The sequence below is a fragment of the Candidatus Cloacimonadota bacterium genome, from assembly GCA_034722995.1.
GTDB lineage: Bacteria > Cloacimonadota > Cloacimonadia > JGIOTU-2 > JGIOTU-2 > JAGMCF01.
Map to the genome: position 1 here is coordinate 1 of JAYEOL010000063.1, position 14144 is coordinate 14144.

The window sequence follows — 14144 nt, forward strand, 5'->3', positions numbered from 1 at the left end:
GCACATCAGGAATCGTCACTTTGGAAGATGTGCTTGAAGAGATAGTTGGCGAGATTCTGGATGAGACTGATGTTGAAAAGATTGAGATAAAGAAAATCAGCAAAGACGAGTATCTCCTGGATGGTTCAGCTGATATTGATGAATTGAATAAGAGATTTGGCTTAGAAATTGATGATTCGTTTGATAGTTTTTCAGGATTTCTCTATCATCTTTTTGAAGGAATTCCTGAACAGAATGAAACAAAAATTTTTAAAGAGAAGTTTCAGTTCTTTATTGAGAAATTAGACGGACAACGTATAAGTTCTGTCAAAATGAAAATTCTGGGAAATAATGTTGAAGCATAAACTTTTCATCTTACTATTTTTCTTAATTTTTAATAACTGCAAATCAGAAGTTATAGAAAGGTTAAATATAACAATAAGCTATCTATCTTTACCAACAGCTACAGCTGAAATAGATTTAGAAAAAAGAGATTCAACACAAATTATTTCTGCAAACGCTTCTTCTAAGGGCATTGTTAATGCTATCTATAAAATTGATAATAAATATATTTCCATTTGTGATTTGAGTTTTCTGCCCATAACCTATGAAAAGGAGATTTTCCAGAAAAATTTTCAAGGGAATAAAATAGTGGAATTCAAATCCGATAAGTCTGTAGCGAAAATCATTAATTTAATAAATGAGAATGAAATAAGTTATCCAATACCCTGTCATACCTATGACATATTTTCTTTACTTTTTGAAATTAGAGATTTGCTTCCCGTTGAAGATAGCTCTTTTTACTGCCTTGCGAATTACAATATATGGAATGTACAAATCAAATTATCGGGCAAGGAATTTTTAGCGTTTAAAAATAAGAAAAAAGAATGTTTAAAATATGTAATGAAATTTGAAAAGATATTTGATAATAATATTAATTCACGGACTGATATTTTAACAGGCAATCTTTTTAAGAAAAAGAGCCGCCTTATCTTTTGGTTTTCTGATGATGAATATCATATTCCATTAAAAGCACAATATGTAATGTTTCCCTTTAGTGTTTATTGGCATTTGATAAGTTACTGGCACAAATAACATAACAATCATGCGAAGGTTCACAATATTTGTGGATTACACGATTATCCCCTAAAAACTTGATATTCAAATTGTAAGGAGCCGTCAGGGATTCATCCTTCGCAGTAGCAATTCTACTGCTACGAAGAATGGACCATTCCCTGACGGTAGCAGAAGACCTTCTAGGCATTAAAACCTTGAAGGTTTTTTTTATGAAGTTAAAATATTTACAACCTGTTGTATTTTAAAACTTGACATATAAAGTATTTATAAAGTTTTTATAATATTATGAAAATCAAATTCAGAACTCTTCTTATTATTTGGATAGTTGTAATGTTTACAGTTTCTTCTATTCCAGACTTGCAATTAATTCCCAAATGGCATCTGACATGGAAAGATAAGGTTGCTCATATTGCAGAGTATGCTATTTTAGCTTTGTTATTTCTGCTTATGTTTAAACAGGAAAATAGGATTGCAAATCGCAAAAGAAGATTATTAACCGTTTTGTGCTTTGGTTTATTGCTATCTGTGATTGATGAACTGCATCAACTTTTTATTCCAGGTAGGTCAACAGATTTTTTGGATATTGTGGCAGATTTTTTGGGAATAGTTGTAATGGCGTTTATATTTGATAAAATTCAAAATCGTAGATTGAAATTAGAATTGGAGAGGAATGGATGAATTATCAAGCGCCAAGAGGCACTTACGATATTTTGCCAGATGAAATCTATAAATGGCATTATTTAGAAGATATTGTTCGCAAGAATGCAAAACTTTTCAATTATAGAGAGATAAGATTTCCTATTTTTGAGCGATTGGAAGTTTTTCAGCGAGGCGTGGGCGAGAGCACAGATATAGTTGAAAAAGAGATGTATGTTTTTAAGGACAAAAAAGGACGCACCTTTGCCCTTCGTCCTGAAGGAACAGCTTCAATAGTTAGAGCATACATTGAGCACAATTTAAGAGCTTCTCGAAAAAATCCTTCAAGAATTTTCTATTTAGGACCTATGTTTAGATACTCAAGACCCCAGAAAGGTCGTTATAGACAGTTCTATCAGTTTGGTTTAGAATACATTGGAAATCCACAACCAATAGCAGATGCTGAGATTATTGCTCTTGGCATGAAAATCTATCAAGATGCAAAAGTGGCTAATGTAAAGTTAGAAATTAACAGTGTAGGATGCCCGATTTGCAGGAAAGAATATAATATAATCCTTAAGAAATTTTTACTAAGAAATAAAGAGTTATATTGTTCTGATTGTCAGTGCAGAATGGAGGTCAATCCTCTGCGTGTTTTTGATTGCAAAAAGGAATCCTGCCAGAATTTGTTAAAGGACGCTCCACGAATGATGGATAACCTTTGTCACGATTGTGCTAAACATTTTAAAGATGTGCTTGATTTACTAAAAGAAATGAATGTAAAGTATAAAGTAAATCCTAACATAGTTAGGGGTTTAGATTACTATACTCGCACAGCATTTGAATACAAAATTGACTATCTCGGGGCTCAGGATGAAATAGGTGGTGGTGGAAGGTATGATAACTTAATTGAATACCTTGGCGGGAAGCCAACACCTGCTGTAGGACTGTCTGGCGGTCTGGAAAGAGTTATACTCTCTCTTAATAAAGCAAAGGTGCAGATTCCAAAAGAAGATAGTCTAGATGTTTTTATTATTCCCCTAGACTTTGAATTTCTTACACAATCAATCCATTTACAGCAAGAACTTCATCAGAAAAATATATCTGTTATTATTGCAGATACTCAAACCTCATTAAAAAATAATCTGAAATATTGTGATAAGAATGATGTCAAATTTGCCATTATTATTGGAGAAGATGAAATTAAATCAGGTAAGTTTGTAGTAAAGGATATCAGCAGGAAAACCCAGGAGATGATTCCATTTGATGAGGTGGTGGAGTTTATATTAAATTGTATATGAAAGATTACTTTTAAAAGTGCTGGCCTGCCTTGGGTCCCGATAAATCGCCCGTCTGGGCGTCGAGCCTGAGGAGACGGAAAAGAATGTAAATAATGTTTGATAAAGATATTAAAAGAATAAAGAAGAGAATTATCTCTATACTAAAGCGGTATGATGTTGTGCATGCAGGGATATTTGGCTCATTTGCAAGAGGAGAGATGAGAAAGTATAGTGATATAGATATTCTGATAGAGTTCAGAGGAGAAAAAAGTCTGCTTGACCTTGTGGGCCTAAAATTGGAGTTGGAGGAGAATTTGGGGAGACGGGTGGATGTGGTTGAATATTCTACCATTCATCCTCGTCTAAAAGCCGCAATCTTAAAAGAGCAGATTACAGTGCTATGAAAAAAGAGATACAAATTTTCATTGAAGATATCTTAGAAAGTATTAAGAAAATTGAAGAATATACCTATAGTATGAAAAAGAAAGAGTTTCTTCTGAATAGTCAGGCTCAGGATTCTGTAATAAGGAGATTAGAAATTATAGGAGAGGCTGTAAAGAATATATCACAAGATTTCAGAAATGAATATTCAGACATTCCCTGGAAACAAATTGCAGGGATGCGGGATGTCTTAATTCATGGATATTTTGGGGTAAATATGGAAAGAGTTTGGGTAGTTGTGAAACGAGACTTACCTCATCTGAAATTTCACATTACAAACATTCTAAATAAATTAAGCCAAAGATAAAAGAAGGCAAAATGTTTGATTTATTAGAAGATACAAAGAGAACTGATTACTCCGCAGAACTGGATGTAAATGATGCTGGCAGAGAAGTAACACTTATGGGCTGGGTGCATCGCCGCCGTGATATGGGAAATCTGATTTTTATTGACCTACGCGATGTTTCCGGAATTATACAGGTTGTTTTCAATCCTATTAATGGGACACAACTTCACGCAAAAGCTCATAGATTGCGAAATGAGTTTGTAATTGCAGTTAAAGGAGAGATTGCTCTTCGGCCCAAAGATATGATAAATCCAGAATTGAAAACAGGTGAGATAGAAATCTCTGCACATAAATTAAAAATCCTAAATGACTCACAGCCATTGCCAGTCCAGATAAATGAAAACATTCTTCCGGATGAGGACCTCAGACTTAAGTATCGTTACCTTGATTTGCGTAGACCAGAACTTCAACAGAAGATTATTTTAAGGCACAAAATTATTTTAGCAATGAGAAATTTTCTGGCAAAGCATCATTTTTATGAAATAGAAACCCCACTTTTGATGCGTAGTACACCAGAAGGGGCAAGGGACTATTTGGTTCCAAGCAGAATTTATCCCAGTAAATTTTTCGCACTCCCACAATCCCCTCAGATTTACAAGCAACTTTTGATGATTAGTGGTTTTGACCGATATTTTCAGATTGCACATTGTTTCCGTGATGAAGATTTGCGAGCTGACCGTCAACCAGAATTTACACAATTAGACCTTGAAATGAGTTTTGCAACTCAGGAAGATATTTTTCAGATTACTGAAAAAATGTTTAAAGAAATTTTTAAAAAGATGTTGGATATTGAATTATCAATTCCCTTTCCAAGAATAAACTATAAACAAGCTATGCTGAAATATGGAACGGACAAACCAGATTTACGATTCGGTCTGGAAATTAAAGATTTATCCGAAATACTTAAAGATTCAAATTTTAAAATATTTTCTAATACAATTAGTAATGGTGGATGCGTTAGAGCAATTAATGCAAAAGGATGTGGAAATTTTTCAAGAAAAGAGATTAATAAGATGGAAGAACTTGCAAAGCATCTGGGTGGAAAAGGTCTTGCAACAATGCGATTTGCAGACGGAAAACTTCAATCAAATATTGAAAAATTCTTTTCTGAAGAGACAAAAAAGAAAATCTGTGAAAAAATGAAAGCTGAAGAGGAAGATTTGCTGCTCTTTGTGGCTGACAAAGAAAAGATGGTTTGTAAAGTTTTGGGAGGACTTAGAAATTATATGGCTAATAAACTTAGTCTGATTGTTGAATCAAAATTTAATTTCTTGTGGGTTACTGATTTCCCATTATTTGAATGGAATGAGGAAAAAAATTGTTGGGAAACTGCGCATCATATGTTTACAATGCCTAAAGAAGAGCATATAAAGTATCTGGATGAGCCAGAAAATTATGGAAAGATTGTTGGTCAACTTTATGACCTCGTTTGCAATGGAGTAGAACTTTCTTCTGGAAGTATAAGATGTCATCGTGTAGATATTCAAAAGAAAATTTTCAAAGTGATTGGTATTGAAGGTGAAGAGTTGGAAAAACGATTCGGATTTTTCCTGAAAGCATTTCAATATGGAACCCCTCCTCACGGCGGTATTGCTCCTGGAATTGACAGAATAGTAATGCTTATGACCGGAGCAGATTCTATTCGCGATGTAATTGCATTTCCCAAATCATTAAAAGCAGTTGATTTGATGAGTGAATCCCCTTCTGAAGTGGGTGAGAAGCAGCTAAAAGACCTGGGAATTAAATTGCTCAAAGAATAGTTTTTTAGCCAAAATTGGATGTATAAATCACCTAAATTCCTAACAATTATATCTTTATTAATTATAACCTCACTTGGCTTTGCTACAAAATTTTATCACGGTATTTATGCGAATTGGGTAAATAATTCATTAGGTAGTATATTCTACGAGATTTTTTGGTGTCTGATTATCTTTTTTATATTCTCCAGACTTTCGCCTTTTAGGATTGCTATAGTCGTTTTTATTGTAACATCTGCTTTAGAGTTTACACAATTATGTAAGGCACCATTTTTAGAGACAATTCGTACGAATTTTATTGGTAGAACGCTAATAGGAACGTCGTTTACATGGACTGATTTTCCTTATTATTTAATTGGTTGTATATTGGCTTATTTTTTGATGAATTCTATTCTGAAGAAAGCGAAGTAGCACAGGCTTCCAAGCCTGTGTATTATTTAACAACCAAGCCTGTGTATTATTTAACAACCAAGCCTGTGTATTATTTAACAACCAAGCCTGTGTCATTAACGACCTTGGTCGGTCTCGGCCAGTCTTGGCTAGGCCAAGCCTAGACAGGCGCCCAGACGGAAAGGTCGTTTTACTTTTCAGTGATAGCCGCAATTCCCGGTAGTTTTTTGCCTGCCAAAAATTCTAAGGAAGCACCTCCACCAGTTGAAATATGAGTGATTCTATCTGATAAGCCAAATTGTTCAATTGCTGATGCGGAATCGCCACCGCCAACAATCGTTGTGCCTTCGCACTTAGCTATCGCTTCAGCAATTCCTCTGGTTCCAGCAGAAAAATTTTCCATCTCAAAAACTCCCATCGGACCGTTCCAGACGACTGTTTTTGACTGCAAAGTTATTTTTCTAAAGATTTCAACTGTTCTTTCCCCAATATCCAAACCGAGCCAATCCTTTGGAATTTCTGATACTAAGACAGTTTTAAATTTAGTGTCATTTTTAAATTCTTTCGCAATAATCGTATCTTTTGGAAGAATAAATTGGACTTTTTTTCTTCTCGCCCGTTGCATTAAACGTTTTGCCAGTTCAAGTTTGTCTTCCTCAACTAATGATTTTCCGACAGAAAAACCTTCTGCTTTCAGAAAGGTGAACATCATCGCACCACCAATGAGGATATTATCCGCTTTATCAAGAAGATTGTTAATCAATTCTATCTTACCCGATACTTTAACCCCCCCAAGTACTGATGTAAAAGGACGTTCTGGATTTGCCAGAGATTTGCCTAAATATCTAATCTCCTTTTCTATTAGAAATCCAACAGCTGATGGAAGATATTGTGCAATTCCAACATTTGAAGCGTGAGACCGATGCGCAGTTCCAAAAGCATCGTTAATAAATACTTCTCCAAAACTGGCTAATTCTCTTGCAAATTCAGAGTCATTCTTTTTTTCTTCAGGATGAAAACGAGTATTTTCCAAAAGAGTAACATCTCCAGCTTTCATTCTTTTTACCGCATTTTTAACATCATTACCAATACAATCATTCATTATTTTTACATCTTTTTGCAACAACTGGGAAAGCCTTTTTGCCACTGGTTTCAGACTTAATTCTGGCACAATTTTTCCCTTGGGCCTACCAAGATGTGAGAGTAAAATTATACCTGCATTTTTATCTAATAAATATTTAATTGTTGGCAGAACCGCAACTATTCTCGCATCATTTGCAACCTCTAATCTATCATTCAATGGAACATTAAAATCAACCCTAACTACAACTTTCTTGTTGGTTACCTCAATCTCTTCTAATCCTATCTTCTTCATCTAAAACTCCCAATAAATTTTGTTTGTATAAAAAAGATAGGTTTATCTGAGTCAATTTTTTTTGAGGTATAAATGCTTTATTTCAACGAAATCATATATATTGTATCCTAATATTTGAATTAACCTAAAAGTTATATGTATTTAGAAAGTTTTTAAACAGTTAATTTAGTATAGGTTAATTTTTAAAAATATTGACAGTTTAATAGAGTATTAGTATTTTTATTAATGAATAAGGCTGAGATAAAAAATCCAAGCAAATTAGTAAATTCTATCAATTTCCTATTCTTTTTCAGCAATCCGCTTTTTTAAAAAGCAAACATTTATAAAAAGTTTACGAGGAGATATAATATGAAATGGCAGAACGAGTTAAGAAATAACATAGCATCAATAGAACAGTTACAAAAGTATATACAAATAACTAATAGAAAAAAGAAAAGGTTAAAAAGAGTAATTAAAAGACACCCAATGAGTGTCTCTCAATACTATTTATCACTTATTGATTGGCACAATCCTGAAGACCCTTTAAGGAAAATGGTAATCCCCTCAGTTGAAGAATTGAATCTTTCTGGCTCGTATGATACAAGTGGTGAATATGATAATACAAAGCTTATTGGACTTCAACATAAATACTCTCAAACAGCACTAATCTTGGCTACGAATAGATGTGCTTCATATTGCAGATTTTGCTTTCGAAAAAGAATGATTGGGTTACCTTCAGAAGAAATACTCCATAAATTTAGCATAGCAGTTAAATATATTGAAGAACATAAGGAAATTAACAATGTGCTTATAAGCGGTGGTGACCCACTTGTATTATCAACAAGAATAATAGCAAAATTTTTAGAGAAACTATCTTATATTCCTCATTTGAATTTCATAAGATTTGGCAGTAAGGTGCCTGTATATTTACCTAACCGAATTATTGAAGATGAAGAGCTTGGAAAATTATTTAAAAAATATTCATTACCAGATAGAAGAATATATGTAGTCACTCAGATAGACCATCCACGAGAAATTACAACTCAATCAATTTTTGCTATAAACAAGTTACTGAAATCTGGAGTTATTTTAAATAACCAAACTGTACTTATGAAAGGTGTTAATGATGCCCCTAATACCTTAGCTGAGTTGCAAAATAGATTGGTTAGTATAGGTGTCAATCCTTATTATGTCTTTCAATGCAGACCTGTTAAGAGAGTTAAACACTTCTTCCAATTACCTTTATACAAAGGGTATAAAATAGTTGAACAAGCTAAAACTATGCTTAACGGGCATAGCAAACGGTTCAAATATGTAATGTCACATAGAACAGGAAAAATAGAAATTATTGGTATTATGGGGGACGAAATATACTTTAAATACCACCAAGCAAAAGACCCAAGAAATTATGGAAGATTCTTTAAGAAAAAACTTAATAAAACAGCTGGATGGTTAGATGAATTAAATTGATTTTTTTGTTGGAAAAAAATAGGGTAAATTCTTGACAATAGAGAGGGAGCATCAAAAAAGAGAAAAAAATTAGATCGGAGAATGCAAAATTAATAGAGGATTAATTAGTTTAGTCTTTTATCAGCAGAAATGTAGTAATTATACAATCGTGCTTTACATCTCAAGAAATACAATCAATTGTAAGTAAAAAAATAACTGTAATTTGTGGAGGCATAATGTCTATTTCAATTTCACCTGAGGGCAGAAAATTTAAATTTCCAACCCCAGAAGAAAACAGAAAAGAGATAGAGAAATTAAAGAAAATATCGGAAAAACAGAGAGGACTTGGAAGAAAAATAGTAGTAGTTCAAGGAATGGGATTTGTTGGCTGCGTTATGGCAGCAGTTGTTGCAGATGCTGAAAATAGCAATGGAAATCCATATTATTTTGTTCACGGTCATCAGCGGGTTTCCAGACGCTCATTTTGGAAAATTCCAATTATAAATAATGGTGAGTCACCAGTTCATGCAAAAGACCCTGAGATAAATAAAATCTTTCCAAGATGCGTAAAAGAAAAGAAAACATTGCGAGCAACATGGAGTAATTATGCATACAAATTAGCTGATATTGTAGTTGTAGATATTCAGTTAGATGCAACCAAACCAGATTTTGGGAATGCTGCCACAGGTTATTGTGACTTGTCAGCTTTTAAATCAGGAATGCAAGTAGTTGGAAAGAATATTTCTCCAGAATGTTTAATATTAGTGGAAACTACCGTTCCGCCCGGAACTTGTGAACAAATTGTAAAGCCAGTAATAGAAGATGAATTCAAGAAAAGAGGAATTAATATTGATAAAAATCCTCCACTTGTTGCACATTCTTACGAAAGAGTAATGCCTGGTAAAAAATATGTTAAGTCTATCAGGAATTTCTGGCGTACTTTTTCTGGTGTGAATGAAAAAAGTGCTGATATGGCTGAAAATTTTCTAAATAATGTTTTAGACACAGAACATTACCCACTTTACCGTCTTGACAACACGAATGCTTCTGAGCTTGCAAAGGTTTTGGAAAATTCCTATCGTGCCACAAATATTGCAATGATGCTTGAATGGGCAAAAATGGCTGAAAAGATAGGAGTTAACCTATTTGAAGTTATAAAATCAATAAAAGTTAGGAAAGGTACGCATGATAATATGCGTAGACCCAGTTTGGGTGTTGGAGGATACTGTCTTACAAAGGACCCTGTTTTGGCAAATTGGGCAGCAGGTGATTTGTTTGGATTAGATGAAAAACTTCCTATGGCTATTCACTCTGTAGATATTAACGATACAATGCCTACTCATACTATTAAACTGATTGATAAAGTGTTTCCAAGAATATCTGATAAGAGGATAACTATTCTTGGTGTATCCTACCTTGAAGATGTGGGTGATACACGTCACTCTCCTTCAAAAATTCTTTGGGAACGATTGATAGCAAAAGATGCTGTTGTTTCCGTTCATGACCCGTTTGTGGAAACCTGGCATGAAGTAGGAAATATGAGAGTTGAGAAGAATATTAAAAAATCTTTATCTGATGCTGAGATTGTTATTTTTGCTGTTGGTCACAAATCTTATCTTGATTTAAAACCAGAAGAAGTTGTAAAAGCATGTGGAAAATCTCCTTTGATAATTGATTGCTCAGATTTTCTCACTGACGAAAAAATCATAAATTATCTGAAACTTGGCTGCGAAGTCAAAGGCGTTGGTAAAGGACATATTGAAAGATTAAAGGCAAAAGGTAAAAGTGTAGCACAAGCGTTCTCGCTTGTGTCTGATATATCTAAATAATCGCCAATAATATAAAGGAAAAAGGAAAAAGGTAACACGGGACTCTGTCCCGTCTGTATTGAGCACGAAAACAGGCAAATCCTGTTAGATCAGTTGGCAAGTGTATTGGGTAGAATAATGAATAACGGATGTTGAGTGCCTGCCCCGACTCTGTCGGGGTGAGTGATGAAAAGATTGTTAAGGAATTATCTGTGCTATACCACTGAATTCAAATAATATAAAAATGAAACGGATAAAATATCACCCGATTTTAGAGATAAAAGAAAAGAAGGAAATCCCATTTTACTGGAATGGCAAGAAACTTTTTGCCTATGAAGGTGAGATGATTGCCTCTGCCTTAATAGCAAACGGTATTTATGTTTTTGGCCATCATCCAAAAGATGATAGTCCGCAGGGAATATTTTGTGCAAATGGACAATGTGCTCAATGCGCTGTTATTGCAAATGGACTTCCTGTGAAATCTTGTATGACCTCAGTTCAAAAAAATATGATTGTGCAAAGTTGTGAAGGATTACCCAAGTTACCTGATATTACCGAACCCCCAATATTTGAATCTATTAAAGAGATAGAAACTGAGGTTTTAATTATTGGTGGTGGACCTTCTGGACTATCTGCTGCGATAGAGCTGTCAAAACATAATGTACCATTAATTCTTGTTGATGACAAATCAGAATTGGGCGGGAAACTTGTTTTACAGACTCACAAATTTTTTGGGTCAATAAAAGATTGTTATGCAGGAACACGAGGGATTGAAATCGCTAAGATTTTAGCTAAAGAATTAAAGAATTATCATTCTGCAAAAGTGTGGACAGATAGTATCGTTCTGTTTATATTTAGTGACCAAAAAGTTGGAATTCTAAGAGATAATAAATATTTTCTTATAGCACCGAAAGTAATATTAAATGCTACTGGGGCAAGAGAAAAAATGCTGGCATTTCCAGGAAACACTTTGCCCGGAGTTTATGGTGCTGGTGCTTTTCAAACTTTAGTTAATCGTGATTTAGTTTTGCCATCTGAAAGGATATTCATAATCGGTGGGGGAAATGTTGGACTGATTGCAGGCTATCATGCCTTCCAAGCAGGAATCGCGGTAGTGGGATTAGCAGAAGCTTTACCACAATGTGGTGGTTACAAAGTTCACGAAGATAAATTAAAGCGTTTAGGTGTACCCATTTACACATCCCATACCATAATTTCTGCAAATGGCAAAGATAGAGTTGAGTCTGTTACCATTGCCAAAGTTAATAAGGATTTTAATTATTTGGTAGGAACTGAAAAGACAATAGAATGTGATACAATTCTTATTGCAGTTGGTTTGGATTCTATTAATGAGTTTCAGAAAGAAGCTGAAGAAGCCAACATGTCTGTTTATTCAACAGGCGATGCAAAAGAGATTGCAGAAGCATCTTCAGCTATGTTCAATGGAAAAATAGCAGGCATAAAAATTGCTAAAAAGTTAGGCAAATGTAAAATAGATATTCCGGACGAGTGGACCAGGAAAGCAGAGATTTTAAAAAGTCCGCCTGGGAAAATTCATCCATATATAATTCCTAAAAAAGAATCTGGAGTATTTCCAGTATTACATTGTATTCAAGAAATTCCTTGTAATCCCTGTATCTCTGTGTGTCCATTAAATTCTATAAAAATTGAAGGTGATGGCTTACTGGGTATTCCAAAATTTAAAGGAGAATGTTCAGGATGTGGACAATGTCTTACAATTTGTCCTGCTCTTGCCATAACATTAGTAGATTATCGTAAAGATAAAGAATATCCCAGGGTGTCAATTCCTTATGAAGTTCAGAATCATCCAATAAAAATTGGAGACCAAATAAAAGCCGTTGATATAGAGGGTAATTTATTAGGCAATCTTGAAGTTGTAAAAATTCGGAATACAAAAACAAAAACTCAGATTATTCAAGTGAAATCGCAAAAAAGTATAGCTAAAAGAATTGCTGGAATAAGAATTCAAGATTTAGAGATTTCAAAGCCATTGGAAAAACCGATAATTCCCAAGATTGATGATGATGTGATTGTATGCCGTTGTGAACGAGTTACTGCTGGGGAGATTCGCAAATGGATAAGAAAGGGTGTAACAGATATGAATCAGCTGAAGCAGATAACGCGTGCCGGAATGGGAGCTTGCGGCTCAAAGACCTGCGAAAGTCTTATTCTAAAAATGTATATAGAAGAAGGTTATAGTTTGGCTCAGATTATGAGAAACACAAAGAGACCTTTATTTATTGAGGTTCCACTTGGAACTTTTTCAAATATGGAATAGCACACTGATGACTCTGATAAAACAGATTGACACAGAAAATGAAAAAATGTTTAAATTTTGTGTTTTTTGTAGTGAATAAGAAATATGAAAAAAAATTATGATGTAATTATTATTGGTGCAGGCTCAGTTGGTGTTCCAATAGCACTATCCCTGGCTGAGGAGAAATTTAGTGTTTTAGTTATTGATAAATTACCTTCACCTGGACAGGGACAGAATAAAAAGGCAATTGGTGGAATTCGTGCCACTCATTCTGATAAAGCAAAAATTCATATCTCTTTGGAATCTATTGAGATTTTTTCTGCATGGAAAGCGAAATATGGCGATGACATAGAGTGGCAGGCAAATGGATATTCCTTTCCTGCTTATACGGATGAGCATGAGAAAATGCTTAAAGACCTTCTCAAAATACAAAAAAATTTTGGCTTGAATATAGATTGGATTTCTTCTGATGAATATTTAGAATTAGTGCCAGGAATCTGTAAAGAAAATCTACACGGTTCAACCTTTTCACCAGAAGATGGAAGTGCATCACCACTTTTATCTTTGAATGCTTTTTATTTCAAAAGCAAAGAATTTGGTGCTGAATATCATTTTAATGAAGAGGTTATTAGCACTAAAAATGAAAATAGTAAAATTAGCAGTATTGTGACAAATAGGGGAGAGTACAATTGCGAAATATTAATAAATGCTGCTGGAAATAACGCTAAAGAAATTGGCGAAATGGCTGGCGTAAAAATTCCAGTTCAACCCGATAGTCATGAAGGAGGCATTACTGAGCCTGTACAAAGATTTTTTAAACCAATGGTTGTAGATTTGCGACCGGGTCTGGATTCCCAGAATTATTACTTTTATCAAAATACAGAAGGACAGGTTGTTTTTTGTATCACTCCAGAGCCACCAATTGAAGGAACAGACAGCCGTTCTACATCAGTTTATCTGCCACAGGTATCCAGACGAATGATTGAATTATTTCCAAAATTAAAGAATATAAAAGTAAGACGAACCTGGCGAGGACAATATCCCGCAACACCAGACGGATTTCCAATTATTGGTAAAACAGAAATAGAAGGTTTTGTCCTTGCTGTAGGAATGTGTGGTCAGGGATTTATGCTTGGTCCTGGAATTGGTAAATTAATTGCAAGGTTAATGACAAACAATCTTTCAAAAGATGATAATGATAATTTAAATTCATTAAATTTATACAGAAATTTTGGTGAAGAAGAGAAGTTTAAATAAGTATAAATTTAGAATAATATTTGATAAATAACAGCTCAGAAACAAACCTTTTTTTTCTAACTAACTGATATTCAATAACTTTCAGAAATTTT

At 34.1% G+C, this 14144-nt stretch carries 13 protein-coding genes; 12 read left to right on the forward strand and 1 reads right to left on the reverse strand.

Translation table 11 applies throughout. The features are described 5' to 3' along the window. The 8 genes from U9R23_07130 to U9R23_07165 form a co-directional block, all read left to right on the forward strand. A partial coding sequence (locus tag U9R23_07130; GenBank protein ID MEA3476193.1) for a transporter associated domain-containing protein occupies nt 1–344 on the forward strand: 344 nt, incomplete at its 5' end. Next, nucleotides 331–1074, forward strand: a complete 744-nt coding sequence (locus U9R23_07135) for a DUF3108 domain-containing protein (GenBank protein MEA3476194.1) — start codon at nt 331–333, stop codon at nt 1072–1074. The genes U9R23_07130 and U9R23_07135, both read left to right, overlap by 14 nt. A gap of 267 nt (nt 1075–1341) precedes the next feature. Then, nucleotides 1342–1734 carry a VanZ family protein gene (locus tag U9R23_07140; GenBank protein MEA3476195.1) on the forward strand — a complete coding sequence of 131 codons (393 nt, stop codon included), beginning with the start codon at nt 1342–1344 and terminating at the stop codon, nt 1732–1734. Then, complete coding sequence (gene hisS / locus U9R23_07145; protein MEA3476196.1) at nt 1731–2993, forward strand: histidine--tRNA ligase; 1263 nt, start codon at nt 1731–1733, stop codon at nt 2991–2993. Before U9R23_07140 ends, hisS begins: the two co-directional genes overlap by 4 nt. A 92-nt stretch (nt 2994–3085) precedes the next feature. Next, on the forward strand, nt 3086–3376 hold the full coding sequence (locus U9R23_07150; protein ID MEA3476197.1) for a nucleotidyltransferase family protein: 291 nt from the start codon (nt 3086–3088) through the stop codon (nt 3374–3376). Then, nucleotides 3373–3720, forward strand: coding sequence for a DUF86 domain-containing protein (locus U9R23_07155; protein ID MEA3476198.1), 348 nt, complete (start codon nt 3373–3375; stop codon nt 3718–3720). Before U9R23_07150 ends, U9R23_07155 begins: the two co-directional genes overlap by 4 nt. Nucleotides 3721–3731: 11 nt before the next feature. Then, the gene (gene aspS / locus U9R23_07160; GenBank protein MEA3476199.1) at nt 3732–5519 is read left to right on the forward strand and encodes an aspartate--tRNA ligase; all 1788 of its coding nucleotides are present in this window, start codon (nt 3732–3734) and stop codon (nt 5517–5519) included. A gap of 18 nt (nt 5520–5537) precedes the next feature. Further along, nucleotides 5538–5927, forward strand: coding sequence for a DUF2809 domain-containing protein (locus tag U9R23_07165; GenBank protein MEA3476200.1), 390 nt, complete (start codon nt 5538–5540; stop codon nt 5925–5927). A 169-nt stretch (nt 5928–6096) separates the two neighbouring features. Here the strand turns inward: U9R23_07165 and U9R23_07170 are convergent, their stop codons facing one another. Next, the gene (locus U9R23_07170; protein MEA3476201.1) at nt 6097–7281 is read right to left on the reverse strand and encodes a phosphoglycerate kinase; all 1185 of its coding nucleotides are present in this window, start codon (nt 7279–7281) and stop codon (nt 6097–6099) included. A gap of 348 nt (nt 7282–7629) precedes the next feature. On the opposite strand from U9R23_07170, the gene U9R23_07175 reads away from it, so the two are divergent. The 4 genes from U9R23_07175 (at nt 7630) to U9R23_07190 (ending at nt 14052) form a co-directional block, all read left to right on the forward strand. Then, a complete protein-coding gene (locus U9R23_07175) occupies nt 7630–8730 on the forward strand; it encodes a KamA family radical SAM protein (GenBank protein MEA3476202.1) in 1101 nt (366 codons plus the stop codon). A 215-nt stretch (nt 8731–8945) separates the two neighbouring features. Next, nucleotides 8946–10538: a nucleotide sugar dehydrogenase gene (locus U9R23_07180; GenBank protein ID MEA3476203.1), complete on the forward strand. Its 1593-nt coding sequence runs from the start codon at nt 8946–8948 to the stop codon at nt 10536–10538. A 223-nt stretch (nt 10539–10761) separates the two neighbouring features. Continuing rightward, the gene (locus U9R23_07185) at nt 10762–12816 is read left to right on the forward strand and encodes an FAD-dependent oxidoreductase (GenBank protein ID MEA3476204.1); all 2055 of its coding nucleotides are present in this window, start codon (nt 10762–10764) and stop codon (nt 12814–12816) included. An 84-nt stretch (nt 12817–12900) separates the two neighbouring features. Further along, nucleotides 12901–14052 carry an FAD-binding oxidoreductase gene (locus U9R23_07190; GenBank protein ID MEA3476205.1) on the forward strand — a complete coding sequence of 384 codons (1152 nt, stop codon included), beginning with the start codon at nt 12901–12903 and terminating at the stop codon, nt 14050–14052. The last annotated feature ends 92 nt before the right edge of the window (nt 14053–14144 follow it).

What these genes read in the sequence shown, in the direction of transcription:
- U9R23_07135 (MEA3476194.1), top strand. Translation starts at nt 331, where the DNA reads ATGTTGAAGCATAAACTTTTCATCTTACTATTTTTCTTAATTTTTAAT.
- U9R23_07140 (MEA3476195.1), top strand. Translation starts at nt 1,342, where the DNA reads ATGAAAATCAAATTCAGAACTCTTCTTATTATTTGGATAGTTGTAATG.
- hisS (MEA3476196.1), top strand. Translation starts at nt 1,731, where the DNA reads ATGAATTATCAAGCGCCAAGAGGCACTTACGATATTTTGCCAGATGAA.
- U9R23_07150 (MEA3476197.1), top strand. Translation starts at nt 3,086, where the DNA reads ATGTTTGATAAAGATATTAAAAGAATAAAGAAGAGAATTATCTCTATA.
- U9R23_07155 (MEA3476198.1), top strand. Translation starts at nt 3,373, where the DNA reads ATGAAAAAAGAGATACAAATTTTCATTGAAGATATCTTAGAAAGTATT.
- aspS (MEA3476199.1), top strand. Translation starts at nt 3,732, where the DNA reads ATGTTTGATTTATTAGAAGATACAAAGAGAACTGATTACTCCGCAGAA.
- U9R23_07165 (MEA3476200.1), top strand. Translation starts at nt 5,538, where the DNA reads ATGTATAAATCACCTAAATTCCTAACAATTATATCTTTATTAATTATA.
- U9R23_07170 (MEA3476201.1), bottom strand. Translation starts at nt 7,281, where the DNA reads ATGAAGAAGATAGGATTAGAAGAGATTGAGGTAACCAACAAGAAAGTT.
- U9R23_07175 (MEA3476202.1), top strand. Translation starts at nt 7,630, where the DNA reads ATGAAATGGCAGAACGAGTTAAGAAATAACATAGCATCAATAGAACAG.
- U9R23_07180 (MEA3476203.1), top strand. Translation starts at nt 8,946, where the DNA reads ATGTCTATTTCAATTTCACCTGAGGGCAGAAAATTTAAATTTCCAACC.
- U9R23_07185 (MEA3476204.1), top strand. Translation starts at nt 10,762, where the DNA reads ATGAAACGGATAAAATATCACCCGATTTTAGAGATAAAAGAAAAGAAG.
- U9R23_07190 (MEA3476205.1), top strand. Translation starts at nt 12,901, where the DNA reads ATGAAAAAAAATTATGATGTAATTATTATTGGTGCAGGCTCAGTTGGT.